Genomic DNA, 25,580 nt, shown 5'->3' with positions numbered 1-25,580 from the left:
AAGTAAATCTTGATGAAACACCCGAAACACGGTAGCTTTAGGGATTTACTTTGCATAATCATTTACTTTGCATAAGGCGGCCCCTTAAGCCCATTGCTAGGCAATATTATGCTCAACGAATGTGACCATGAGTTAGAACAGCGAGGACACCGCTTTGTACGTTATGCAGACGATATGATGATCTTCTGCAAAAGTAAGAAAGCGGCAAGACGTACGCTAGACCACATTCTTCCGTTCATCGAAGGAAAGCTATTTCTTAGGGTCAACAGGGAGAAAACGAGGGTCTCACATGTAAACTATGTCAAGTATCTGGGATATAGCTTCTATATCTACCGGGGAGAAGGGCGGCTGAGAATCCATCCGAGGAGCATCCAGAAACTCAAAGACAAAATCCGAGAGGTAACTGGGCGTAGTAACGGGATGGGAATCGAAGAACGCCGAATAAAACTCAATCAGGTAGTGCGAGGATGGACAAATTACTTCAAATTTGCAGACGCAAGGAGTTTGCTTGGGGACTTAGACGAATGGCTAAGAAGTCGTATAAGAATGGTGACTTGGAAACGATGGAAGAAAATTCGAACACGTTATGAAAACCTCAAGAAAGCGGGTATAAAAGAAACCCAAGCATGGATGTGGGCAAACACAAGAAAAGGCTATTGGCGCATAGCCCATAGCCCGATTTTGACGAAAGCCCTATCCAATGAGCGATTCAAGCGGATTGGATATCTTAGTTTCAAAGAATGTTATTCTGCAAAGTGAAGTGTAAACTTTGGAAGCGCCGTATACCGAACGGTACGTACGGTGCTGTGGGAGGTCGGCTACCCAATTAATGAGTAGCCTCCTACCCGATTGGTCTTATCTGATCATAATCTATTCCGCATTTATTTTAGAAATTTGTCAATAGCATCATTCAGTCTGTCGATGACTTCGGTATTGTTTTCCTCATAAGCATGGACCAAACAGTGATTGATATGGTCACTCAAGATGACTTTACCGGTATTGTTAAGTGCGGAGCGGACAGCCGACAGTTGTATCAGTATTTCACTGCAGTCTACTTCATCGTCAACCATTCTTTTTATACCTTCCAGATGGCCGATTACTCTGGCCAAGCGATTTAAGACATTTTTCTTGTTTGGATGGGAATGGGCATGGAGATGCTCATGCTCAAGGCTGTTGTTTTCCATTGGAGTGGCTCCCTTCTGTTGAGTACCTGTCAGAAAATTGATATATAACATTTTACCATGAAAAGGCTTCTGGCGACATAGCTAAAGGAATCTAAAAAATCTAAAAAAATCTCTTATGTTTTGGGAATCTCCACTTTGGTCAAACTATTAATAGTTGATGACATTTGAATTAAAGACAACTAAAAATCAGTAAGCTGGAGTGAGAGAACGTGTCTGGAAAAAAGACCTTGCTTTGTTTGTTCATATCCCTGACCATTATCGTCTTATCAGGATCAGCAGCCGGGATTGTCAGTAGCATTAAAGCCCAAAGCAATCCTGACAGGAATCTTGTGCTGCTTCTTCATTCGGGACTTGTATCTTGCCAAAATGCCCGAGTAAAATATATTATCTGGACGGAAGATAGCAGCAGTCAGAAGGAAATAGAAAATGTTTTGCAGTCAAGCGGCTTGCTATGGAATAAAGCTGTCCTGAGCGACTTTGCCAACAGAACGGCCTATCAGTACAGCGCAGAGCTGGAAGTTGATCAGGACCAAGAAAGCGATGTTCTCAACACGTATGAAGTACTGAGCTTTCGATTATCCGGCCGGGAAACAAAAGTATACCTTGAAGAAAGCGTTGATCAAGAAATTGATATCCAACGTTATTTTAAAATGAACATTGTCAGCATTATTCAAGAAACAGATATTCCATCGCTCTATGCTCTGTCCGGTTATACCTGGGGATCAGGCCAGGGCATTAAAGCCGGGAAGGATACAATCAATATACAGGCGGTGACCAGAAAATCCGGAGATAATCGTGGAAAGACTGTACTTGCGCTGCCGGCTCTCCTCGAGGAAGTATAGGATATAATAACTTTAAGGTTGATATAGTACGAATAAGTTTTCTTTCCTGCTTGCAGGAAAAAAGACCGGAAGAAAAGAACTATTACTGTTGAAATGGAAAACCGGATATGGGATGATTAATACTGGATTGTTTGGACCGAATCATGATATAATCGTAGTTTAGAAATAGGTCAGGAGATGACAATAATTTGAGCAAATTTGTTGTGACAGGCGGAAGAGAACTGGAAGGGAAAGTGGATGTCAGCGGCGCGAAGAACGCCATATTGCCGATCATCGCAGCAAGTCTGCTGACTTCAGATAAGATTATTTTGGAGGAAGCCCCCGATCTGCTCGACGTTCAAGTCATGGGGCAGGTTATCGAATCTCTGGGGGGGAAGGTTAAAAGAAAGAACAAGAAATTACATATTGAAACCAGGGATATCGAAAACATAGAGGCTCCTTACGATCTTATCTCCAAAATGAGAGCATCTATATTTATTATGGGCCCTTTGCTTGCCCGCAAGGGCAGAATCAGGATTTCTCATCCCGGTGGATGCGCGATCGGGTCCAGACCGATCAACTGGCATATTAAAGGTTTGGAGCTACTGGGAGCCCAGGTCCGTATGGATAATGGTTTTTTGGACGTTTCAGCCTCCAGACTGAAAGCGGCAAGAATATATCTGGATTTTCCGAGCGTTGGAGCAACCGAGAATATCATGATGGCTGCAGTAAACGCGGAGGGCACGACCATTGTTGAGAATGCTGCTCAGGAGCCCGAAATTGTTGACCTCGCCAATTTTATTAACGAAATGGGCGGCAAAATTCGCGGCGCAGGCACGAATATCATTAACATTGAAGGGGTCAAAGAACTCCATGGGACCACACATACAATCATCCCGGACCGGATTGAAGCAGGAACATACATCTTGATGGCTGCGGCCTGCGGCGGTGAAGTCTTGGTACGGAACGTTATCCCAGTTCACTTGACCTCGCTCTTGGCCAAACTTGATGAAGCCGGCGTGGTATATAAAGAGGAAGATGACGGCATAAGAGTCATTGGCAAAGGAAACTATCATGCTGTAGATATTAAGACCCAAGTGCATCCGGGGTTTTCAACCGATCTGCAGGCTCCGATCATGGCGATGCTTACACGGGCCCATGGGACTTCAATGGTTACAGAGACCGTTTTTGAAAACAGATTCATGCATGTCGAAGAACTGAAAAGAATGGGCGCAGATATCCGGATTGAGGGCAGAAGTGCGATTGTCCAGGGAGTGGAGAACCTTCATCCCGCTACCGTAAGTGCGAGTGATTTGCGGGCCGGAGCGGGCCTTGTTCTGGCAGCACTGACGGCCAATGGCACCTCGGAAATCAGAGAGATTCATCATATTGAAAGAGGTTATGAATACCTTGAAGTTAAATTAAGGGGTATTGGTGCCAATATCACGAAAGAAGAATAACCGACTTCGTTTGTATCATATCGCTGCCCTCCTGTGCATACAAATAGGATATGCTTGTACTGCACAGGAGGCCAAAACGTGAGTAAAAGAATGAAAACAATAACGGCCGCTGTCATGGCCGTTATCTTTTTTGTAGGAATACTGCCCGTGCTTATCAGTTGGTTTGGGGGGGAAGACCAGGACGATCCGGGAATAACGGTAAGGGTCAAACTGGCAGACGGCCAGATCAGAGCAATACCCATAGAGGAATACCTGGTCGGGGTAGTTGCAGCCGAAATGCCTGCCGAGTTTGAAGCAGAGGCGTTAAAGGCCCAGGCTGTTGCCGCCAGGACCTATGTACTGAAAAGGATGGAATCCGCTGCGGGCAGCGACTTTGATGTGGACACCACTGTCAATACGCAGGCCTGGAATACCAATGAAGAAATGCGGACAAAATGGGGAATCATCAACTACTGGAAATACCAGCGCAAAATTGCAGATGCGGTTAAAGCTACACAGGGGAAGGTTGTTACGTATCAGGGAAAAATGATTAATGCGTTTTTCTACAGCAGCTGCGGCCGGAAAAAGACTGAGCGGGCTGGAGACGTTTGGAGTACAGATCTGGATTATCTCAAAAATGTGCCGTCTGGCGAAAGTGATTCGCTACGGTTCGTCAAACATCAGATCTTTCAGTGTGCTGAATTTTACCAGCTTCTTGGTTTCACCCAGATCCCGGAAAAGTTTTCGGACAGTGATGTTATCCTAATTGAAAGGACGAAAGCCGGTCGGGTAAAGACACTGGCTGTCAGAAACAAAGTTTTCAAGGGAACGGAACTGCGGAGCAAGCTTCAGCTTTCCTCAACCGATTTTGAATGGGAGACCCGCGGAACAGAAATTGAGTTTGTTACGTACGGCAAAGGACACGGAGTCGGAATGTCACAATACGGGGCCAATGACCTGGCTCTAAAAGGCGAATCGTACATGGAAATCCTGGGACATTATTATCAAGGGACAAAACTTGAAAAGACTTACTGATAAATTAAAGAATAACTGCAATGATACCGATCACATAAAGATGCAGATCGCTGATAAAGCACGAGACACAAAGAAAAATCGAAAGCAGCAGCTTGTTAAACATATAAATACTTTACCAGACAACAACTTTCAGAAATCTTTAAAAAAGATGTAGAAATTGTTTTTGAGATTATAGACAATTATGTGTCAAAAAGAAGCCGGGGCTATGACGCCAGAGCACACCATGCCCATAATTATGCAGCGATTATGCCACCCACCACATAGCGGCCGGCATGGGCGAACTTTCCCGGACCGGAGACTGCACAGTTCATCCACGTTTGGGATTCAGACACGAAGTGGCTGCCGCCACTACCGATTTGCCGCTAGCTCCGGATAAACCAATAGATCTCGGGCTTCTGGACTTCTGCAGGGTCTGCAAAAAATGTGCTGAAAATTGTCCAAGCCAAGCAATTACCCTGGACGCGGATCCAATCGAGCATAACGGTTACCTTCGTGGGAATAGTGATATGAAGAAGTGTACTATATTCAGGGCAACCAACGAAGATGGTGTTTTCTGCGGGCGTTGCATGAAGGTCTGTCCGTGGAACTCGAAAGAGGATTCCTGGTTCCACGAAGCAGGAATTTTATTGGAAGCCATGGCGAGGCTTCTGCCAAATTCCTTAAGTCAATTGATGATATGTTTGGATATGGAACAATTTTCAGCGGTGAATAAATTTCTACCGCTGGAATTCTTTTTTCATTGAACACTGTTAAAAAAAAGAATTAGTAAATGGAGCAATATCAAAGGCATAAATACCTTCTTGTTTAATGCTTTACTCAAAGATCAGAAGCAGGGGAAGACCATACTGAAAGGCCATAGCGGGCTTGATTTAGGAAAAAGGCGTGCCTGCCTGCAAATCAGTGTACATTATTTACCAGTAAGGGACATCCTCTTTAGGATGTCTTTTTCATTTGTACCAGCATATAAATGAACTAATACATTGCAGGTACAAAGGGGAGAGGGAGAGTGCAGGAACATATCAAAAGAAGAGCTTTGGATATTGGCAACTATATTATAGAATCGAGCTGTACAGTGCGGCAGACCGCGCAAATATTTGGGGTATCCAAGTCGACGGTACATAAAGATGTAACGGAAAGATTGCCGTTGATTAACAAACGACTTTCCTCTCAGGTCAAGCATGTCCTTGAAAGCAATAAAGCCGAGAGGCATATTCGGGGAGGAGAAGCAACCAAGAAGAAATATATGCATACGGAGGATTAGCTCCTAAAAGACAGACAGAAAATATAGGTCGTAAAAAACGGAAAGAAAGAGGAAAACATAAAATTACATCGAATAATATGAGCAAAGCTATAAAAGAATCTCCCCTCAGGGAGATTCAATTTTGGCTGCCGCCCTGCATGTAAAAGCTTGGCGTCTGCCAGGTTTTTCTTATTTTCATGGGACAAGCCAATAGAATCGTGAAGTGAAAGGGGCAGCACCTGATGTTTGGGACTGATCTTGGGATTGATTTAGGCACGGCGAGTGTTCTGGTCTATGCACAAGGCAGGGGTATCGTTTTGCACGAGCCTTCGGTCGTTGCGATTGATAAGAACACAGGTAGAAGAATTGCGGTCGGAGAAGAGGCCAGAATGATGCTTGGCAGGACTCCCGGAAGCATTATGGTCATCAGGCCGATGAGGGATGGCGTCATTGCAGATTATCAGACCACCGAAATCATGCTGAAATATTTACTCAAAAAAGCGGGAATAAAAAACTGGCCTTTTTTAAAAAATAGAGTTGTTGTCTGTATACCGTCCGGAGTCACCGAAGTTGAAGAAAGGGCTGTAAAACAAGCCGCTATGAAAGCCGGTGCCGGACAGGTCAAAGTAATTGAGGAACCTTATGCAGCTGCCCTGGGGGCCGGTATGGACATATACGGACCCGAAGGAAACATGGTCGTCGATATCGGTGGTGGAACGACAGATATTGCAGTAATCAGCCTGGGTGGGGTCGTAACCAAAAAAAGCATCCGCATGGGCGGGAATAAACTGGATGAATCGATTATCAGGTTTATTCGCAGAGAATTCAATTTAATGATCGGAGAAAGAACGGCGGAAGATATCAAGATCAAAGTCGGCTGCGCCGTTCAGGAAGGAAAAGCAGACGACGCGGAGATCGATGTCAGAGGAAGAGATCTCATCACCGGACTCCCGAAGACCATCACGGTAGATTCAAAAATGACGTATAAAGCGATGGAAGAATCGCTGGAAGTGATTGTAGCCGGAGTTAAAGATGTTCTAGAGCGTACACCGCCGGAACTTGCTGCGGATATTATGAACAGGGGAATCGTACTTACCGGCGGAGGATCGATGGTGAATTCCCTGGATCTGAGGATTTCCAAGGAGACGGGACTCATTGTGACCCTTGCCGATCATCCGATTTCCTGTGTCGCTTTAGGGACAGGTAAAGTCCTTAAAAACAGTTTCAAGTGAGAATCCCGGGGACAAAAATGAAACAATTGGAAATATTGGGAACGCGTATTGATCCGGCTAGTTTGCAGGACTGCCTTGAAACTATCAAAAATACGATTTTGCTAGGGCAGCAACTCCGGATTGTGACCGCAAATCCCGAATTAATTTACAAAGCTGAACATGACGCCAATCTCCTAGCAGTCATCAATTCAGCCGGTCTTGTCGTACCGGATGGGGTCGGCGTAGTTTGGGCTGCCCGGAAACTTGGCCGTCCGGTCAAAGAAAGAGTAACCGGCATCGACCTGACAGCAGGGATTTTAGGGGAAAGCAACCGTCACGGATGGAGAATATTTCTGTTGGGCGCGAAGCCGGGCATTGCAGAAAAAGTTATTCGGCAGCAGAGCCTGAGGTACCCGGGGATAGCGTTGGCGTGTCATCATGGTTTTTTTACGCAGGCAGAAGAGCCGGAGGTCATCCGGCAGATCCGTCACTTTGCACCGGATATTCTTTTGGTTGGCTTGGGTGCCCCCAAACAGGAATACTGGAATCATGAACACGCAGGGCTGGCTAAAGTAAGTATGGGTATCGGGGGGTCATTCGACGTACTGTCCGGAGAAGTGAAACGTGCCCCCGGGATATTTCGGGAATCCGGACTGGAATGGCTTTACCGGCTGATCAGCGAACCGGGCCGGATAAAAAGGCAAGTTGTACTTCCAATGTACCTTCTAAGGGTTCTGAAACAGAAATATTTTCCGGGATCTGACTAAAAAAACGGTTCATATCGGTTAATCTTGACCGGATGATTCTAATAGGGAATAAATACGATTCTAATCGATCAGTAAAATAACCTGCTCAGATAATAAACGAAAGCTAAGTGACCGTTTACAGCGCACTTAGCTTATTATTTTTTCATAAAAAGTTATTGTATCCTGAACCATTTTTTCAATGGAAAACAGGCTGACCTTTTGCCTAGCCCGGGCAGTCATTTCGGCAGAAAAAGCCCTGCCCTTGAGCACCTTGCTGCAGGCCAGCGCCATCGCCGCAGGGTCAGCCGGCGGAACGAGCAGGGCTTCCTTGTGGTCTTCCAGAAGTTCAGGGATCCCGCCGACCTTGGAAGCTATAATTGGGATTCCGGCTTGAGCGGCTTCCAGTAAAACTAGTCCCATTCCTTCGCTCAGAGAAGGAAATACAAACAAATCCATCGCCGGCAGGGCCTGCCAGGCTGAAGGCAGGTAGCCGGTCAGCGTAAATGGAAGTCCGGAAAGCTTCAGCTGTTCGGTCAGTTGATTATGAAGAGGACCTTCACCGATGATGAGCAGATGAAGGTCAGGGATTTCCGCAGTCAGCAGTTTCATCGCTTCAATCAGGTAAAACTGCCCTTTCACCGGGTGCAGACGGCCAATCGTCCCGATGACAAGACAATGATCCGGGATTGACCATTGTTCACGGAAGGCTTTGAGCATTTGGTCTGGTTGAGTGAATGAAAATATTTCACTACCGTTATAGATCACGTTCACCGGCAAAGTTAATCCTTTCCTGTTCAGTCGGATGGCAGCGGATTGGCTGAGACTGACGGATACCGCAATAATGCCGGCAGACCAGTGCAGGGTGAGGTTATCGACCCAGAGAGAAATCCTGCCTTTGAGGGAACACGGATAATCGTATTCCGGCAGGCTGTGGATGGTTGAAATGCAGGGGATCTTGGTGAGTCTCGCGACGGTCCGCCCCAGAAGATTAGCCCTTGTGCCATGGGCATGGATTAACGCAATCTTATGTTTGCGGCAAAAAGCAATAATGGTAGGCAAAGGGGAGAGGTCAAAAGGGAACTGCATGGGGAATATTTCAGACGGGATGCCGAAAGACTGTGCGCATGGTGCCAGCGCGGAGCCCTTGGCCAGACAACCCAGAAAAGGATTTACGCTTTGCCTGTCCAGATTTTTCAGGAGATTCAGAACGTTCTGCTCAGCCCCTCCGATCTCGCCGCCTCCAATCAGATGAAGAACATTAATCGACATAGATTGCCTCCTCCAAAGCCTTTGGCATAATATTTCTCTGCTGTTATAAATATGATAGAGAAATATGATTGGACTTGCAAGTCCTGCGGAGGATTAAGGTGAATTATGGGAGGACAGAAAATTTCCTGAGTGTGTTTATGTTTTTGGGTATGATATGCCACGGGATTTTTTTTATCCGAGAGTGGCTTGTCCTGGGTGCTGTCTTGATATTCTACACGATTGCTCACTGGAAACAAGTTTGTCTTACAACTATCGCCGCCAAAAAAAAATTTCGGAATCCGGTGAGCATTTTTTTGCTGCTGAGCCTTTTTTCGCTGGCGGGACTATTCAGTCCAGTCAGGGCAATTGATGGCTGGCTGGAAGCGTTCCGCTGGCTGGTATATTTATCTGCCTATTTGTGGGGAATACAGCTGGCGGCTGCCGGGGGGGCAAATAGGTTTTTAAACAGAATGATATGGTTGACAATTTTGGCGGTGGTACTGTCCTGGCTGCCCGGAAGTGAAAATATCTGGCTGCCGCCTGGCCCGCCGGAAGAAGGGCGCTATGCCTTCTGTTTCGGATATCCGAATTCTGCTGCAGCTTTTCTTGGGTGCCAATTAATGGTAATATTGATAAAAAGGAGATTTAACCCATTTTTCTTGCTGCTGCTGGGAATAAGTATCCTATCTACTGGATCAAGGGCTTCAATGCTGCTGCTTTTGTTGTTTATCCCGATTCTATTGCTAAAAAAGAGAGCTTTAACTCAAAAGAATATAATAAATATGGATAGCATCAGAACTGTAACCGAAAAGCGTTCTCAGGCGTCAGTCAGAATAATACTTCTTGCTTGTTTGATCATTGTCCTATACCCTGCAGTTTCGAGTATACAGGTGCCATTCAGTCATTTATGTTCCTGGACGGATACCAGCATGGCGGAAAGAATTGCGTATTACGCTGACAGCATCCAGCTTGCCAGGGATGCATATTTTCTGCCGCGGGCGGGAGGGTGGCTCGGTTTCTCCTTTATTCAGACCACCCCTTATTGGACATTGGATACCCATTCTTCATTTTGCCGGGTGCTTTTAAATCAGGGGATCATTGCTCTTTTGTTATTAATGATTTGGGCACGGCAAGGACTCAGGAGTTTTGTCCAGGACCTTCGGAATGGAGATGACCTTGGAACGATCTGTACGAAAGCAGCAGCTCTATTTTTGGGACTGCACAGCCTGATTGATGTGGATATGTCTTTTGGGATTGTCGGCATCTTATTCTGGCTGCTGGTCGGGCTGAATACCGGGGAAAAAGCAGAAAATCAGGAAAAGATCAGAACCGCCTTGCTTAGCTGAAGCATATGATAGAAATAATCAGAAGAATTAATGATTATACGGCAAAGGCAGGTCAGGCACATGATGCTTATTTATGGTGTATTGGCGGTAGGTTTGATTATTCTTTGGTTATGGGTAGGACAATATGAGTGGGAGCTTCCGGATGCCCTGTCTGAACGGATTGAGGCCTTTGGAACAAACAACACGCGGCAGGTGAAGACAATCACTGACAATGCGGTTTTGGCTATAGAGGCCAGGGAATTTGACTATGAGGATATTGAAAAAGAAATTTATATGGTCAGAAAAACGCGAAACAGGCAGGAGGGAATAATTGTCAGCATAGATCTGTCGCAGGAGAATGCCAATCTTCCTAAAGACGAGCAGGAAAGAACCAAGACCCGTCTGGAAAGACGTTTTCCTGGCCTGACGGTTCAGTATACTCAGAAAGGATAAGGACAAAAGCGTGCTTTTTTACATTTTAGCCAAAGACAATGGAGAATTCTGTTTTTCTCCGCTGCCTTCTGCGGGCCTAATCCTGGGAGGGTGGACGAGGTATTTGAGCCCGGGGTTACCGCTAGGAAAGCTGCTGGCCGTCACTGCAGGGCTGCCTGATAAAAAACCAACAACACAACCAGAACCAGCCACGCAGCCATTTTCACCAGCTCTGCCATCAGCACCAGTTATAGACGGGGACTTTGAAAACAGGCTTGCCCAAAAGCTAACAAATTGTATGAAAAAAGAAAATATGGGCGTTCAAGAAAAGGTTCAGTGGCAGGATACCAGCCGGGAGGCCTTGCCGGAGGCATTCAATATCGAAGTACTGCAGAATGAAACCATGTACCAAAAATTCCTTAGAATAGCGGAGGGCAGACAACTCGCCGAAAATGAGTTTCGGATTGTGGAGAAAGAGCTCGGCGTTAGTACGAAGGAACTTCTGGGCTTCATGCAAAAAGCTGTGCAGAGCGGAAATGCAGAGTGGCTGCCGATTTTTGAACAGGTTCGATCCAGGTATTTCTGCCGGCGCTGCGGAAGCAGTCATTATGAAGAATGGCCATCACTGTATGGCGATACATATACCTGCCTTGACTGTCGGGAAATTGGACCGCTCAATTCTCTGCAAATTCTTTTTAGGCTCCATTCCGTCGATGTTCCGGGTCAAACACGGGTGGATACGGATAAGTGTAAACCAGATCAAACTGTCCGGAGTTATAGCCTGGAATTTACTTTTGCGCAGGAAAAGGCAGCCGAAGAGCTTTGGCAGCAGGTGCACCGGCAAAAAGCACAAGAAACGCTGCTTTGGGCTGCCTGCGGTGCTGGAAAAACAGAGGTTTGTTTCCCTTTGATCGACAGTTTTTTGCGTCAGAATAAAAAGGTTCTTTTTGCGGCGCCCAGACAGGACGTTGTGCACGATGTTCAGCCTCGTTTGCAGAAAAATTTTCCGGAATACAATATCAAAATTTTAAGCGGAGCGCTGCCGCAGGATATGGAGCCCTCAAAGCTAACCGTCGCAACAACGCATCAAGTTTTGAGATTTTATCGGGCTTTTCACCTGATTATCCTTGATGAGACTGACGCCTATCCGTATGAAGGAAGCAGCGTCCTAGAATATGGGATCAGACAGGCTTTAAGACCAGATGGACAAATTATCTGTCTTACAGCGACACCGTCAGCAGAAATCCTGTTACGGGTCAAGAGCCAGAAATGTGCGATCGTCAGACTCCCTGTAAGACATCATGGCTTTCCTGTTCCGGTCCCCGAATGGCAAAAAAATAAACTGACCAGGGATCGTTCACTGGTTGAATTGAAAAAAGTATTGCTGAAATTGATTGCGGACGGTCCGATTCTGGTCTTTGTCCCCACCGTTGCGTTGGTTAAAGAATGGACGGGTGTGCTGAAAATGGTTTTTGGTGATCTGCGCGTGGAGGGAAGCTGGAGCTCGGATGCTGCGAGGAGAGAAAAGACCGTACTTTTCAGGCAGGGCGATATTAATATTTTTGTCTGTACATCCATTTTAGAAAGAGGCATAACCATCAAAGGTGTACAGGTTGCAGTTTTATTTGCGGATCATACGCTCTATGATGCGAGGGCTTTGGTCCAGATGGCCGGCAGAACAGGTCGGAGCGCAGAATGTCCGGTTGGAAGAGCCGTCTTTATTTATGCCGAACAAACCCAGGCCATGATCCAGGCCAACCGCTGGATTCAGGACCAGAACAGGCTGGCTGAAGAATGGGGATGTTTGAATGGTTGATTTATTCTTGAAACTTAAAGAAAACGCAGCGCTTTTGTGGTATGAGAAGACAACGTATTGTCTGCTTTGTGGCAATGTATCAGAAGAATCGGTCTGTCTGATTTGTCAGCAGGCGTATTTCTTTCCGAATTTGCCTCGCTGTGGTTCCTGCGGCAAAATTCTTGCAGGGACCAAAACACGTTGCCGAAATTGTGAAACAGGAAAGGGGCCGGAAGGATTGGATATGGTAACCTGTCTGGGTTATTACAAAGGTGCCTGGAAAGAATTGGTTCAGCAAATTAAATATAAGGGACAGCCATATTTGCTAGCGTCTCTGGCAGAAGTGATCATACCATGGGTTATCCGCTGCTTGCCTCCTCCTGACGCAGTAGTTCCGGTGCCGATGCATCCGGACAGGCTGGCCCAAAGAGGATTCAATCAAGCAGAAGTGCTGGCCTCAATCATTAGCAGGCAGCTGGCAATTCCTTATCAGAATCTGCTGGACCGAATGAAGGATACAATTCCTCAGACTACCCTGGGACGCAGGCAAAGGCTGCGGAATCTCCGGGATGCCTTCTCAGTCAAACCAGGTTACAGTGATCTCAGGGAAATTGTCTGGCTGGTTGATGATGTTGTGACGACAGGCTCGACGCTGGAAGAATGTGCCGGGGTACTGAAAAAGAATGGGGTAAAGAAAGTCTATGCTTTTTGTCTTGGCGCGGGTAAAGAAGAATGAGACAATTTGCCGCAGAAGAATCATTTTTTGCAGAAAATTGCAGAATGAAGACAAAAATAGGACCTTCGTACTAATCGATGGACTGCTCACAATTTTATCCACCAATAAAAATGAAAATATACGCCAAAAAGTAAAGTTATCAACATTATCCACAATTTGTTGTGTATAACTTCAACAAACCGAAACGCTAGTATCATGTTAACCCTAAATCTCATATATCCTGACAGCAGATTTTTCGCAATACTGCGTTGTCTTGCAGAAAATCTGCTCGCCATCATATAAAATTTTAAGGTTAACAAGATACTGCTTCTCAGGATGTTTTCAGTTCGTTGAGGTAATAATATCACTAAACAAAGATAAAATATGGCAGGAATTTAATAAGAAAAGATGAATTATAATACTATATCAGGCGAAAGGGGTTGAGACTATGAATATCAATGTTCGAGGCAAACAAATGAAAATGACGGACGCGTTAAAGGATTATGTAGAAAAAAGAGTCCGTAAGCTGGAGAAGTACTCCGATGATTTTCTCGATATTCAAGTCATGCTGTCCGTAGAAAAAGAACGTCAGAGAGTTGAAGTTACTGCCCCGCTAAACGGATTTCTTCTCAGAGGTGAGGAAGAAACAGATGATATGTATTCCTCCATCGACCTGGTAGTGGATAAACTGGAACGTCAAATGGAAAAATACCGCAAGCGTATTGGGAAAAAGAGAATAAAATCCACGAAGGAGGAGCCGAGCTATATCCTCGAGGATGATGAAGAAATCTTTGACAATAACAGCATCGTTAAAACAAAAAAGTTTTCAGCTAAGCTTATGTCGGTTGACGAGGCAGCGATGCAGATGGACCTGATCGGGCATAATTTTTTTGTATTTGCCAATGCAGATACGGGACAGATAAATGTTGTTTACCGGCGTAAACACGGCGGCTACGGCCTACTAGAGCCAGAATACTAAAACGGCTGAACGACTCAGGTTTATTAATCGCATATCCTGAGCAAAAAAGTGTCCCGCCTAAGCGGGACATCTTTTTGCTTAGATTGAACCTTCGGTAAGACAGTGATAAAATAATCATATTAAGCACACCGCGCAAGGTGAAAGGTGGACCAAAATGGGTTTTTTAAAGGATTTGATTGATGACAACGCCAGAGATATAAAAAAGTACCAAAAGAAAGTTGAAAAAATTAATCAGTTGGAACCTTCCATACAGGTACTCTCTGATGACGAACTCAGAGCAAAGACAGTGGAATTCAAAGAAAGACTGGAACAGGGTGAGATGCTGGATGATCTTTTGCCGGAAGCCTTTGCTGTCGTCAGGGAGGCTTCGAAAAGAGTTCTCGGACAGCGGCACTATGATGTTCAGCTTATAGGCGGAATGGTCCTTCACGATGGAAGGATCGCCGAAATGAAGACCGGGGAAGGCAAAACGCTGGTTGCAACCTTGCCTACGTATTTAAATGCCTTAACCGGCTTGGGCGTCCATGTTGTGACGGTTAACGATTATCTTGCCACCCGTGACGCCAACTGGATGGGCCAGGTGTATGATTTTCTCGGTTTGTCCGTCGGGCTGATTGTTCATGGTCTGACACACGAACAGCGGCGGACAAGCTATAACGCCGACATTACATACGGCACGAACAATGAATTCGGATTTGACTATCTGAGAGACAATATGTCCGTCAATCCTGCCGCTGTCGTCCAGCGGGAGCTCCATTATGCCATCGTGGACGAAGTAGACTCGATTCTGATCGATGAAGCGAGGACGCCATTAATCATTTCCGGAGAAGCTGATAAGCCCACTGAACTGTACTTCCGGGTTGCGAAGGTTGTCCCCCGCCTTAAGCCGGAGGAAGACTATCATGTCAATGAAAAGGACAGAGTTGTAACGCTGACGGAGAATGGGGTATCTAGGGTTGAAACAATGCTCGGGGTGGATAACTTATACGATGACCTACACAATGAAGTTGCGCATCACGTCAATCAGGCTTTGAAAGCGCATACCCTGTTCAAGCTTGACCGTGACTATGTGGTGAAAGACGGTCAGGTCATTATTGTCGATGAATTTACGGGCCGCTTAATGTTCGGGCGCAGGTACAGCGAAGGACTCCACCAGGCGATTGAAGCCAAGGAAAATGTCAAGATTGAGCGGGAATCTCAGACGCTGGCAACAATTACGTTTCAAAACTTTTTTCGGATGTTTAAGAAACTTGGTGGCATGACCGGTACCGCGAAGACGGAAGAACAGGAATTTATTAATATTTACAGGTTGGACGTCGTAGAAGTCCCCACGAATCTTCCGATGGTCAGACAGGATCTGCCTGATGTTATCTATAGGACGGAAGAAGGCAAGTTTAACGCCGTAGTCAACGATATTTCGGAAAAGAATGCCAAAGGCCAGCCAGTACTTGTCGGAACGATTTCGATTGAAAAATCCGAGAAGCTCAGCGACATGCTGAAAAAGAAAGGTGTTCCGCATCAGGTGCTGAACGCTAAGTTTCATGAACTTGAAGCCCAGATCGTCGCCAAGGCGGGGGAACAGGGTATGGTAACCATTGCAACCAATATGGCAGGCAGAGGAACAGATATTGTTCTTGGGGAAGGAGTAAAGGAACTTGGCGGACTGCATATCATTGGCACGGAAAGACATGAATCCCGCCGGATTGACAACCAGCTGAGAGGACGTTCCGGCCGTCAAGGTGACCCGGGGTCTTCCCAGTTCTATATTTCGCTTGACGATGATTTGATGCGGCTCTTCGGCGGTGACAATATTGCCGGGCTAATGGACAAACTGGGTATGGACGACAGTGTTCCTGTCGAATCCAAAATTGTCAGCCGCAGTATTGAAACAGCCCAGAAGAGAGTCGAGGGCAGAAACTTTGACATCCGCAAACACGTGCTGAATTATGACGATGTTATGAACAAGCAGCGTGAGATTATTTACTCGCAGCGCAGATCCGTTCTGACAGGAGAAAACCTGAAAGAACAGGTAATGGATATGATCGAAAAAGTCATTGCCGACACCACAGCACGTTACAGTGGAAATAGCCCGTATCCGGAAGAATGGGATCTGGTCAGTTTTCTGGACTATGTCGACAATGTCATTCTTCCTGATCATGACTTTACCCCCGAACAGATTAGCAATTTAGCCAAAGAAGAAGTTGAAGAACTATTGACCGACAGGGTGCATGAATTGTACGAGATCAGGGAATCCCAGTTCGGTTCGGACCTGATGCGCCAGATTGAAAGAGCAGTGGCTCTGCAGGTTGTAGATACCCGCTGGAAGGAACATCTTGACGCGATGGACAGCCTCCGGGAAGGGATTGGCTTAAGAGCTTACGGACAGCGCGATCCGCTCCTTGAATACAAGAATGAAGCCTTTGATATGTTCCAGGGTATGGTAGAATCCATCCAGGAGGACGTTTCGACTTATATCTTAAGAGTAACACCTCGGATTACGACGCAAGTTCCGGAACAGGCGCAAAAAGTCTCCGAGAACCGTTATGAGGAAGAACAGGAGCAGGTCAAGAAGCCCCGCAAAATTGGGGAACATATTGGCCGCAATGATCCCTGCCCGTGCGGAAGTGGGAAGAAATATAAGAAATGTTGCGGAATCAATAGCTAAATAAAATGTTGACAAAACAGATTTGTTTTACTTTAATAAGCAGTGGAAAAAATAATCTAGGGGTGGAAAAATGCTTGCCGATTGGAAAAAAGAAATTGAGAATCTAAAAATGCGTTTAGCAGATTTGAGGGTTTCCCTTTGACGTTGCTGGCCGTCAGATAAAGATTGCCAAGCTTGAGGACGAACTCAACAAACCCGGTTTCTGGGATGATCCTTCTTCAGCGCAAAAAGTCATGCAGGAATTGACCCGTGAGAAGGATAAGGTGACAGTCCATCAACAGCTCCAGGATCAGATCGAGGACATCGCTGCACTTTGGGAGCTGGCTGTGGAGGAAGACGATATTTCTTTGGAATCGGAAATTGAAAACACCATTGTTAAATTGAAAAACCAGTTTGCTGATTTGGAACTAGAGATTTTGCTCAGCGGACCTTATGACAGTAATAATGCGATCATTACCCTGCACTCCGGCGCAGGCGGAACCGAATCCCAGGATTGGGTGCAGATGTTGTACAGGATGTATGTACGCTGGGGTGAACGCCGGGGATTTAAAGTCGAGACACTCGATCTTCTCCCGGGAGAAGAAGCAGGAATTAAAAGTGTAACATTTTCCTTGGCCGGGGAGAATGCCTACGGCTACGCCAAATGTGAGAAAGGGGTACACCGTCTGGTTCGTATCTCTCCTTTTGATGCCTCCGGACGGCGGCATACTTCCTTTGCCTCCGTCGATGTGATTCCTGAAGTCACTGATGATGCAGAGATAACCATTGATGCGGAAGATTTAAAGGTTGACACGTACCGTTCAGGCGGAGCCGGCGGACAGCATGTCAATAAGACGGATTCTGCTGTACGGATCACACACCTGCCTACCGGAATTATTGTTCAATGTCAGAGCGAGCGCTCACAGATTCAGAACAGGGCTTATTGCATGCGGGTTCTTCAGGCCAAGCTTTTGGAATTAAAGCGAAAACAACAGGAAGAGGAAATATCTGAGGTTCGTGGGGAGCAAAATGATATTGCCTGGGGGAGCCAGATTCGGTCCTATGTCTTTCATCCTTACAGCATGGTCAAAGACCATCGGACCAGCTATGAAACAGGGAATGTTAATGCAGTGATGGATGGGGAAATTGATCCGTATGTTACGGCTTATCTTCAGCAAATTGTCGGACAGAATAAATAAATTGTGACCAAGCAAAGGAGGAAGCTTTATACCATGTCAGATTTAAAAGAAATCGCCTGCAGGATACGTCAGGACATCATCGAAATGCTGGAAAAAGCTAAATCAGGGCATCCAGGCGGCAGCCTTTCGGCCGCAGATATCCTTGCCGTCTTATACTTCCGGATCATGAATATTGATCCGGCCAATCCTGGATGGCCTGAGCGGGACCGCTTTGTGCTCAGTAAGGGGCATGCTGCCCCTGTACTTTATGCAGCTCTGGCTGAAAAGGGATATTTCCCGCGCGAGGAGCTGCAGCACTTACGGCAGACCGGACACTTTCTCCAGGGGCATCCGGATATGAAAAAGGTTCCGGGAGTCGATATGTCCACCGGTTCTTTGGGACAGGGCATTTCAGCTGCAGTTGGGATGGCGCTCGCCGGCAAGATTGATCAAAAAACATACAAAGTATATTGTCTCGTAGGTGATGGGGAAATGAATGAGGGCCTGGTTTGGGAAGCGGCAATGGCAGCAGCCCATTATAAGCTCGATAATCTGATTGGCATCCTGGACTTTAACGGTCTTCAAATTGACGGGGAGACGGAAAAAGTCATGAATTCTTCTCCGCTCTCCGACAAATGGGGAGCCTTTGGATGGAATGTCCTGGAGGTTGACGGCCACGACATTTCAGCATTGACGGATACCCTGGAAGCAGCGAAGCAGGTCCAGGGCAAACCGACGATGATTATCGCCAAAACCATTAAAGGGAAAGGGGTATCTTTTATGGAAAACCAGGCGGGGTGGCATGGAAATGCACCCAGCCCTGAACAAGCGGAAGCTGCCCTGGCTGAACTGAGAGGTGAAAACTAATGGCTGAGATGTTTGATCTGATTAAAGCGGAAAAAATAGCGACGAGGGATGCCTATGGCAAAACACTTGTGCAACTTGGCGGAGAAAACAAGGATATTGTGGTTCTGGATGCCGACTTGTCCAAGTCAACCAAAACAGCCGATTTTGCCAAGGTATTTCCGAAACGTTTCATCAATATAGGCATTGCCGAACAAAATTTAATGGGAGTCTCGGCCGGACTGGCAGCGGCGGGCAAAATTCCCTTTGCGAGCACTTTTGCAATCTTTGCAACAGGAAGGGCTTTTGAACAGATCCGGAATTCCATTGCATATCCGAAGCTCAATGTGAAGATTGCGGCTACCCATGCGGGGATCAGTGTAGGTGAAGACGGTGCCTCCCACCAGGCTGTGGAAGATGTGGCACTGATGCGTTCGGTGCCGAATATGACGGTACTGGTTCCTGCTGATGCGGAGGAAACAAGTCAGGTCATCAAAGCTGCTGCAGCATACCAGGGACCTGTCTATATCCGGCTCGGAAGACTGGCGCTGCCCGTGCTCTTTGATTCATCTTCCTATCAGTTCGAGATTGGCAAGGCCAATGTCCTGAAAGACGGCAAAGATGCTGTCATTATCGCAAACGGGCTCATGGTAGCGGAAGCGCTGAAGGCTGTGAGTGAACTCAGCGGGCAGGGCTGCGATGTCGCGGTTGTCAATTGTGCCTCTGTTAAACCACTGGACAAACAGACCATTATTCAGATCGCGCAACAAACAGGAGCAGTTGTCACTGCGGAGGAACACAGCATTATCGGCGGACTCGGAAGTGCAGTGGCAGAAGTACTAAGCGAAAATTGTCCTGTCCCGCTCTGCCGGGTTGGGGTCAATGATGTTTTCGGAGAGTCCGGACGCCCGGATGAACTGCTGGTGAAGTATCATCTTACAGCGAAAGACATTGTTGAAGCTGTAAGACGAGTGATTGCCAAAAAATAAAGAGCTGCAGGACAAATAAAAGCAGGATATTCCCCAAAAGGGTATTCTGCTTTTTACTTTTGCTCAATTTGTTCTTTTAATTGCAGATGAAAATAGTAAGAAGATTTGGATCAGAAAATAGCCTAAAGAAATCAAATATATTTCTGTTGTTATTTGTCAATATATTTATTTTTTACACTATCATTTAATAATTGTGGAGTGCATTCCTGAGATATTGCCATTTTTCAGGAAATGTTTAATTTTTTTAGCTTTCTTAGACAGGAAAATAACACAAAATGTCGAAGAGATAAATGTTAATAGGTCTTCCGGAGGACAATGAATGATTAAGCTAAAGAATGTTTCTAAAATCTATCCGAATGGTGCCCGCGCTCTGTTCGGCGTCAACCTTGACGTCGCTAAGGGAGATTTTGTATTTCTGGTTGGGGCCAGCGGGGCCGGCAAATCGACACTGATCAAACTGCTCTACCGGGAAGAAATTGCTACGAGGGGACAGGTACTCATCGATAATGTCAATCTTGTCAGAATGTCTTCCAGCCATGTGCCATTGGTCAGAAGAAAAATAGGTGTTATTTTTCAGGATTTCAAGCTGCTTCCGGCAAAGACCGTGTTTGAAAACGTCGCTTTTGCCCAGCAGGTTATTGGTAAAAGTATGAAAGAAACTAGAGAGAATACGGATACGATTTTGGATTTGGTTGGCCTTGCTAAGAAAAAGAATGCCTTTCCTTCCGAGCTTTCAGGAGGCGAACAACAGCGCACCTGCATTGCCAGAGCGCTGGTTAACAAACCCGCTTTGCTGGTTGCGGACGAACCTACAGGGAATCTTGATGTCGATACTTCCTGGAGTATCATGGAACTGCTTAACCATGTCAACAAGCTGGGTACCACGGTCGTGATGGCAACACATGCCAGGTACATTATTGAACAAATGAATAAGAGGGTAATAAGGATTGAAGAAGGTAAGATTGTTGATGACAGCATAGAGGGGGCATACAGAATTGTCACTTAACTCAGTAAAATATGTTCTAACCCAGTCTCTGGTATCATTGAAAAGAAACTTCTGGCTCAGTGCCGCATCCATTTTAACAGTGATGATTTCTTTAACAATCGTTGGTTATTCGGTTTTCTTTTTAGTCAACACATCGAACATTGCCGAGACCTTTGAATCCCAGGTAGAAATTGCTGTGTTTTTAAATGATCATCTGGAGACATCACAAATTACCGATTTAAAAAGTCAGATTCAAAAACTTGAAGGTGTCGCAACCGTTGCCGTTACCACTAAAGATCAGGCTATTATAGAGTTTCAGGAATCCATGGGTTCCGACTCTCTTCTGGAGGATTTGGGCGGAGTGAACCCATTTCCGGATAAGATTACAATTACAACGACCGATGCCCGTCTCGTCGAAGAGATTACTTCCCAGGTAAGCGGGCTGACCGGAGTCGAGAAAGTCCGTTATGGGCAGGGCTTTGTTGAGAAACTGATTGTCTTTACTCAGTGGCTTCGCTGGGTCGGGATTGGCGTTGTTGCCACATTTGCTTGTGCCTCTTTCCTCTTAATTGTTTTAAATATTAAAACCAATGTAAATTCCAGAGAGAAAGAGATTCAAATCATGCGCCTGGTTGGCGCCAGCAAATCCTTTGTTCGTTGGCCTTTTATCATCGAAGGGATCGTCATTGGTATGGTCGGGGCAATCCTGGCTGTTGCGCTGGTTGGGGCTACCTATACCTGGCTCCTGCAGTATATTATCTCGACCCTGAGTTTCCTGCCTGTTGTCAGCAGTCAACAGTTCATTATCAATGTGCTTCTGCTGATGGTTCTGGGCGGTGTTGCCATAGGATTTCTGGCAAGTGCGTTCTCTGTACGAAAATTTTTGAACCTTTAAAATCAGTTTTTCATGATTTTAGACGTCGAGGTTAACGAACTTTGAGTTTTATTGGGGGGGAATGGCGTAAAATATGATTAAAATGACAAGACCGGTTGTTTTGCTGATTGTTCTAACTCTAATGGTTACTTTCAATTTTCCTGTGACCGCGGATGAACTGTCTGATGCGCTTAAGCAGCAGGAAAAGATCCTGAATCAGCAGAAGAACGCGGAAGGGAACCTGAATAGCCTAACGACAAAAGCGCAACAGATGGAGAAACAGATTCGGCAACTGACGACGCAAATTTCTGACGCTGAAGTGGATCTGGATCATAAAGAAAACGCCCATGCGAAGGCCCAGGAAGAAGTAACGGCGATTCAAACGGAAGTGACAGCCAAGCAGCAGGAACTGAAAGGGAGACAGGATACTCTGCGCAGTCGGGTACGCGCGATCTATGAAGAAGGTCAGGTAAACTATCTGGAAGTCCTATTCCAATCCACAGATTTATCCGACTTCATTTCCAGAGTAGAATATCTAAGCTGCCTAGTTGAAAATGATCAAACCATTTTAAGTGATATCCGTGTTCAAAAACAGGATTTAGATGAAAAGAAGGAACTCCTAGTCGCTAAAATGGATGAGGCGGAGAGCTTAAAACAACAGGCGGAAGCAGCTAAGAGTTATTTGGACAGCAGCAAGTCAAAAAAAGAAGTAGCACTCGCTGAGAATAAAGAGGATCAGGAAGCGCTGCTCGAACAAATTGACAAGCTGGAGAGAGACTCTAAAGCACTTGAGTCAAAAATCCGTGAATTGCAGAAGAACAACACCGGAGGAGTTACTGGGACAGTTAGTGTCTGGCCTGCTCCAGGATACAAGTATATTACCAGTACTTTCGGATACAGGGTTCATCCGATAACAAAACAGTATAAACTGCACACCGGAGTCGATATCGGTGCACCATACGGGGCGAAGATTGTAGCAGCAGGATCCGGTACGGTGATCTTTTCCGGTTGGTACGGCGCCTATGGAAATGCCATTATTATCGACCACGGCAATGGAATTTCAACACTTTACGGCCATATGTCTTCAAGGGCGGTTGCAGTCAAGACAACAGTGGTAGCCGGCCAAACAATCGGTTATGTTGGATCAACGGGATGGAGTACTGGGGCTCACCTGCACTTTGAAGTACGTAAAGACGGCACCCCGACGAACCCGATGGCCTATTTTTAATCAATTGGACTTAACTTGTACAAGTCTGCATATACTAACAGAGAATAATGAGTTTGATAGGGAAGTGGACGTTTGTTCAATCGTGTGAATTGGAAAAAAGCTTTTATACAGGCCGCTGCAGTCGGCCTGATATTTTGTCTGGGGCTGGCACTTGTTGTTGGCGGGTTTGTACTGGTCAATTATGATCACCTTGGAAGACTTATGCGGGTGGTCTATCTTATTGACACCCAGTATTTAAATGGAACATCCCGTGCTGGACTCGTTGACGGGGCAATCGACGGGATGGTGGGTTCGCTGGACCCGTATTCATCCTTCCAGGATGCTGAGGAAAACAAAGTGCTGATGAATTCGATTCAGGGCACCTTTGGAGGGATCGGTGTACATTTAAGTACGGCAGATCCGGAAAAATTGGTTGTTATGCGTCCAATCAAAGGTTCTCCGGCTGATAGGGCAGGACTCGAAGCGGGGGATATTATCACAAAAATTGACGAGACCGATGTCTCCACGATCAGCCAGGATGAAGCAGTCGCGATCTTAAGAGGAGAGCCCGGGAGCAAGGTGACGGTTAAAATTTACCGGCCGAAGACGAAGACAGAATTTACCGTAAGCCTTATCCGTGACTATATCAATGTTCCGACGGTTGAAGGGATCTCTCTGCCGGAAAGGTCAGATATTGGGTTGATTGATATCTCCAGTTTTAACATTAATACCGGGGATGAACTTGAGAAGGTTTTACGGGAGATGGATCTGACCAAATATAAGGGCCTGATTATTGATCTTCGTTATAATTACGGAGGAGAAGTCAATGCCGCGATTAAAGTAGCAAGTTTTTTGGTGCCGGAAGGGTCGATCGTTCACATTGTGAATAGGAACGGCGTCGTAGATACAAAAGAATCGACTGCTGAATATATCAATATGCCCATTGTCATTTTAACCAACGAATATACGGCCTCAGCAGCAGAAATCGTATCGGGGGCAGTCAAGGATTACGGAAGCGGGACCCTGGTCGGGACGAAGACGTATGGCAAGGGTGTCGTGCAGACCGTGTTTACCCTTGATGGCAACACCAGCGTAAAGCTGACGACGGACAAATATCTTACACCGAAGAAAAATGATATTAATAAATTGGGAATCAAGCCTGATGTTGAAGTCGAACTTAAAGAAGGAGAAAAGCCTACCATCCTTCCGACCGAGCCTGTCTTCGACAGTCAGCTGAGCAAGGCGGTTGAAGTCCTGCTGCAGAAAATCCGGTAGGATAGAAAAGGATACAGTATCTTTATTCAGTCAGATGGAAGACGTCAATTTGAAGGCGTCTTTCTCTAAAATAGAATCCGCAGCGGAACGAATGATTAAACCCGTTCTGCTGCGGATTTATTAATGAGCAATCTCATTCTAGTAATACATTCTTAGAATAAATATACACATAGATAGTTAATTCCTGATATGCAGAGCTGCTTATTATCCCTATGATCAGTCTGAGGGACACAGTTTCGCTGTGAGCGGAGCATTGTAATGAACATCGCATTTCTGATTTGGCGGGAGAACGCCAGCTGTTCTATTTGCATAGAATATCCCACAGACATTATTGAACTGGAGGAATCATCATGGGGAACACAAGTGGGATTCGGCATTATTATATTGAGGCATTCACGCCTTACGGTTACATATCGCTGCTGCCTGAACTGCTAAAAGAAATTAAATATACATATCTTCTCACGGGCGGCCCGGGTACAGGAAAATCAACCATGATGAAGCTCATTGGCATCCAGATGATTGACCGTGGGAATGATGTTGATTATATCAGGTCGATCAGGGAAGCCGATTCAGTTGCCGGTCTGTATCTGCCCAAGCATAAAATATGCTTACTCGATAAGGATGAATTTAACTGGCAGATAAATTTTTGCGGCCCGTACCACCGTGAAATTGATTTTTCTTCCTTCTGCCGCCAGAGCAGACTGGAAGAACACGGTCCTAAAATCAGTCAGCTTGGAGCAAGCCTTGCTGACATTGAGCAGGACATCATTGCCCAGCTCAGAAAAGACTATATGCCAAAAAAAGAAGAGGAATCTGAGGAATCTGAGGAAGATAGCCACGCCTGTCAAAACAAAACCAGGAACCTGGACGCTGTCCTGTCTTTGGCCTGGGAAGGCGATCAGCAAGGTGATGATTCGCCGCATATTGATGAGATCACGCGAATCCTTTCCAGAATAAAAGCAAACAATCTGTCGTTCTATTTTCTCCATAGCCTTCAATTAGAAGGGTGGCTAAATCTTGCTCCAAGATATATTCGGGATTTTGACCGGATTTGCCTGGACGGTGAAGAGTCTGCTCACCTTCTGCGGGTACTGCTCGAAGAGGTTAAATGCCTGGGGCAGGCCATGGAAATCATTGTTCATCCGCTAAAACCGTACACAATCGTCGGTTTGCTCTTTCCGGAAAAGAATCTGGCTGTCTGGAAAGGAAATCCCTGCCGGATTGAAGAGCAGGGGTTCCGGATGGGTCACAGCACGGAGCTGATAGCTATTCTCGAACAATACAGAAAGAACCGCCTCGAATTAAAAAATCTAATTAATGACTCCGTGAATTTTAGGGGATTGGACCATTTCCGCAGCGAGCTCCTGAGCAGTATTTTGACGGACCTCCATCAAGGATGAAACAAAAATGCGGGA

22 protein-coding genes and 2 pseudogenes are annotated in these 25,580 nt (G+C 45.9%); 22 read left to right on the top strand and 2 right to left on the bottom strand.

All coding sequences use genetic code 11. The annotated features are described in order from the left end of the window. Positions 1–75: 75 nt before the first annotated feature. Positions 76–759 (top strand): annotated as a pseudogene (locus DHBDCA_RS14085) (group II intron maturase-specific domain-containing protein); the annotation flags it as partial. A gap of 122 nt (positions 760–881) precedes the next feature. On the opposite strand, the gene DHBDCA_RS14080 reads toward DHBDCA_RS14085, so the two are convergent. Then, positions 882–1,184: a metal-sensing transcriptional repressor gene (locus tag DHBDCA_RS14080; RefSeq protein WP_015044905.1), complete on the bottom strand. Its 303-nt coding sequence runs from the start codon at positions 1,182–1,184 to the stop codon at positions 882–884. A 209-nt stretch (positions 1,185–1,393) separates the two neighbouring features. On the opposite strand from DHBDCA_RS14080, the gene DHBDCA_RS14075 reads away from it, so the two are divergent. From DHBDCA_RS14075 to DHBDCA_RS14045, 7 genes and pseudogenes are all read left to right on the top strand, one after another. Then, positions 1,394–2,026: a hypothetical protein gene (locus tag DHBDCA_RS14075; RefSeq protein ID WP_015044904.1), complete on the top strand. Its 633-nt coding sequence runs from the start codon at positions 1,394–1,396 to the stop codon at positions 2,024–2,026. Between the two features lie 188 nt (positions 2,027–2,214). Further along, the gene (murA, locus tag DHBDCA_RS14070; RefSeq protein ID WP_015044903.1) at positions 2,215–3,465 is read left to right on the top strand and encodes a UDP-N-acetylglucosamine 1-carboxyvinyltransferase; all 1,251 of its coding nucleotides are present in this window, start codon (positions 2,215–2,217) and stop codon (positions 3,463–3,465) included. Between the two features lie 78 nt (positions 3,466–3,543). Continuing rightward, positions 3,544–4,479 (top strand): stage II sporulation protein D, encoded by a 936-nt coding sequence (gene spoIID, locus DHBDCA_RS14065; RefSeq protein WP_015044902.1) that lies wholly within the window; start codon positions 3,544–3,546, stop codon positions 4,477–4,479. Between the two features lie 168 nt (positions 4,480–4,647). After that, positions 4,648–5,191, top strand: a pseudogene (locus tag DHBDCA_RS14060) (reductive dehalogenase); the annotation flags it as partial. Positions 5,192–5,485: 294 nt separating this feature from the next. Next, positions 5,486–5,740 carry a sporulation transcriptional regulator SpoIIID gene (gene spoIIID / locus DHBDCA_RS14055; protein WP_015044900.1) on the top strand — a complete coding sequence of 85 codons (255 nt, stop codon included), beginning with the start codon at positions 5,486–5,488 and terminating at the stop codon, positions 5,738–5,740. A 221-nt stretch (positions 5,741–5,961) separates the two neighbouring features. After that, positions 5,962–6,951 (top strand): rod shape-determining protein MreB, encoded by a 990-nt coding sequence (gene mreB / locus DHBDCA_RS14050; RefSeq protein WP_015044899.1) that lies wholly within the window; start codon positions 5,962–5,964, stop codon positions 6,949–6,951. A gap of 17 nt (positions 6,952–6,968) precedes the next feature. Then, positions 6,969–7,697: a WecB/TagA/CpsF family glycosyltransferase gene (locus tag DHBDCA_RS14045; RefSeq protein ID WP_015044898.1), complete on the top strand. Its 729-nt coding sequence runs from the start codon at positions 6,969–6,971 to the stop codon at positions 7,695–7,697. 126 nt (positions 7,698–7,823) lie between these two features. Here the strand turns inward: DHBDCA_RS14045 and DHBDCA_RS14040 are convergent, their stop codons facing one another. Beyond that, a complete protein-coding gene (locus DHBDCA_RS14040) occupies positions 7,824–8,945 on the bottom strand; it encodes a glycosyltransferase (RefSeq protein ID WP_015044897.1) in 1,122 nt (373 codons plus the stop codon). A 98-nt stretch (positions 8,946–9,043) separates the two neighbouring features. Here DHBDCA_RS14040 and DHBDCA_RS14035 point away from each other — a divergent pair, with 98 nt between their 5' ends. The 14 genes from DHBDCA_RS14035 (at position 9,044) to DHBDCA_RS13970 (ending at position 25,565) form a co-directional block, all read left to right on the top strand. Continuing rightward, entirely contained in the window at positions 9,044–10,270 is a 1,227-nt protein-coding gene (locus DHBDCA_RS14035; RefSeq protein ID WP_015044896.1) for an O-antigen ligase family protein, read from the top strand. A 60-nt stretch (positions 10,271–10,330) separates the two neighbouring features. Further along, the gene (locus tag DHBDCA_RS14030) at positions 10,331–10,702 is read left to right on the top strand and encodes a hypothetical protein (RefSeq protein WP_015044895.1); all 372 of its coding nucleotides are present in this window, start codon (positions 10,331–10,333) and stop codon (positions 10,700–10,702) included. A 103-nt stretch (positions 10,703–10,805) separates the two neighbouring features. Beyond that, on the top strand, positions 10,806–12,497 hold the full coding sequence (locus DHBDCA_RS14025) for a DEAD/DEAH box helicase family protein (protein ID WP_242824925.1): 1,692 nt from the start codon (positions 10,806–10,808) through the stop codon (positions 12,495–12,497). Continuing rightward, a complete protein-coding gene (locus DHBDCA_RS14020) occupies positions 12,490–13,212 on the top strand; it encodes a ComF family protein (RefSeq protein ID WP_015044893.1) in 723 nt (240 codons plus the stop codon). The genes DHBDCA_RS14025 and DHBDCA_RS14020 overlap by 8 nt, the downstream gene beginning before the upstream one ends. Before the next feature lie 427 nt (positions 13,213–13,639). After that, positions 13,640–14,170 carry a ribosome hibernation-promoting factor, HPF/YfiA family gene (gene raiA, locus DHBDCA_RS14015; protein WP_015044892.1) on the top strand — a complete coding sequence of 177 codons (531 nt, stop codon included), beginning with the start codon at positions 13,640–13,642 and terminating at the stop codon, positions 14,168–14,170. Positions 14,171–14,324: 154 nt separating this feature from the next. Then, on the top strand, positions 14,325–16,835 hold the full coding sequence (secA, locus tag DHBDCA_RS14010; RefSeq protein WP_015044891.1) for a preprotein translocase subunit SecA: 2,511 nt from the start codon (positions 14,325–14,327) through the stop codon (positions 16,833–16,835). A 70-nt stretch (positions 16,836–16,905) separates the two neighbouring features. Further along, positions 16,906–18,013 (top strand): peptide chain release factor 2 gene (gene prfB / locus DHBDCA_RS14005; protein WP_144020282.1). Its coding sequence is split into 2 segments (ribosomal slippage): positions 16,906–16,974 and positions 16,976–18,013, totalling 1,107 coding nucleotides; the frame shifts between segments, so codons are not numbered across the junction. Between the two features lie 33 nt (positions 18,014–18,046). Then, a complete protein-coding gene (locus tag DHBDCA_RS14000; protein ID WP_015044889.1) occupies positions 18,047–18,859 on the top strand; it encodes a transketolase in 813 nt (270 codons plus the stop codon). Further along, the gene (locus DHBDCA_RS13995) at positions 18,859–19,824 is read left to right on the top strand and encodes a transketolase family protein (protein ID WP_015044888.1); all 966 of its coding nucleotides are present in this window, start codon (positions 18,859–18,861) and stop codon (positions 19,822–19,824) included. Before DHBDCA_RS14000 ends, DHBDCA_RS13995 begins: the two co-directional genes overlap by 1 nt. 319 nt (positions 19,825–20,143) lie before the next feature. Then, positions 20,144–20,830: a cell division ATP-binding protein FtsE gene (ftsE, locus tag DHBDCA_RS13990; RefSeq protein ID WP_015044887.1), complete on the top strand. Its 687-nt coding sequence runs from the start codon at positions 20,144–20,146 to the stop codon at positions 20,828–20,830. Continuing rightward, entirely contained in the window at positions 20,820–21,704 is an 885-nt protein-coding gene (gene ftsX / locus DHBDCA_RS13985; RefSeq protein ID WP_015045409.1) for a permease-like cell division protein FtsX, read from the top strand. Before ftsE ends, ftsX begins: the two co-directional genes overlap by 11 nt. A 73-nt stretch (positions 21,705–21,777) precedes the next feature. After that, entirely contained in the window at positions 21,778–22,911 is a 1,134-nt protein-coding gene (locus DHBDCA_RS13980; RefSeq protein WP_015044885.1) for a murein hydrolase activator EnvC family protein, read from the top strand. A gap of 72 nt (positions 22,912–22,983) precedes the next feature. Continuing rightward, positions 22,984–24,165 carry a S41 family peptidase gene (locus DHBDCA_RS13975; RefSeq protein ID WP_015044884.1) on the top strand — a complete coding sequence of 394 codons (1,182 nt, stop codon included), beginning with the start codon at positions 22,984–22,986 and terminating at the stop codon, positions 24,163–24,165. A 350-nt stretch (positions 24,166–24,515) separates the two neighbouring features. Further along, positions 24,516–25,565, top strand: a complete 1,050-nt coding sequence (locus DHBDCA_RS13970) for a hypothetical protein (RefSeq protein WP_015044882.1) — start codon at positions 24,516–24,518, stop codon at positions 25,563–25,565. Positions 25,566–25,580: the final 15 nt, after the last annotated feature.

It is taken from the genome of Dehalobacter sp. DCA (genome assembly GCF_000305775.1).
Lineage (GTDB): Bacteria > Bacillota > Desulfitobacteriia > Desulfitobacteriales > Syntrophobotulaceae > Dehalobacter > Dehalobacter alkaniphilus.
This window is presented reverse-complemented; position numbering and strand designations above follow the sequence as displayed.

Bases quoted from the DNA above. Each gene is read 5' to 3' on its own strand.
- DHBDCA_RS14080 (WP_015044905.1), bottom strand. From the start codon at position 1,184: ATGGAAAACAACAGCCTTGAGCATGAGCATCTCCATGCCCATTCCCAT.
- mreB (WP_015044899.1), top strand. From the start codon at position 5,962: ATGTTTGGGACTGATCTTGGGATTGATTTAGGCACGGCGAGTGTTCTG.
- DHBDCA_RS14045 (WP_015044898.1), top strand. From the start codon at position 6,969: ATGAAACAATTGGAAATATTGGGAACGCGTATTGATCCGGCTAGTTTG.
- DHBDCA_RS14040 (WP_015044897.1), bottom strand. From the start codon at position 8,945: ATGTCGATTAATGTTCTTCATCTGATTGGAGGCGGCGAGATCGGAGGG.
- DHBDCA_RS14030 (WP_015044895.1), top strand. From the start codon at position 10,331: ATGATGCTTATTTATGGTGTATTGGCGGTAGGTTTGATTATTCTTTGG.
- DHBDCA_RS14020 (WP_015044893.1), top strand. From the start codon at position 12,490: ATGGTTGATTTATTCTTGAAACTTAAAGAAAACGCAGCGCTTTTGTGG.
- raiA (WP_015044892.1), top strand. From the start codon at position 13,640: ATGAATATCAATGTTCGAGGCAAACAAATGAAAATGACGGACGCGTTA.
- secA (WP_015044891.1), top strand. From the start codon at position 14,325: ATGGGTTTTTTAAAGGATTTGATTGATGACAACGCCAGAGATATAAAA.
- DHBDCA_RS14000 (WP_015044889.1), top strand. From the start codon at position 18,047: ATGTCAGATTTAAAAGAAATCGCCTGCAGGATACGTCAGGACATCATC.
- DHBDCA_RS13995 (WP_015044888.1), top strand. From the start codon at position 18,859: ATGGCTGAGATGTTTGATCTGATTAAAGCGGAAAAAATAGCGACGAGG.
- ftsE (WP_015044887.1), top strand. From the start codon at position 20,144: ATGATTAAGCTAAAGAATGTTTCTAAAATCTATCCGAATGGTGCCCGC.
- DHBDCA_RS13980 (WP_015044885.1), top strand. From the start codon at position 21,778: ATGATTAAAATGACAAGACCGGTTGTTTTGCTGATTGTTCTAACTCTA.
- DHBDCA_RS13970 (WP_015044882.1), top strand. From the start codon at position 24,516: ATGGGGAACACAAGTGGGATTCGGCATTATTATATTGAGGCATTCACG.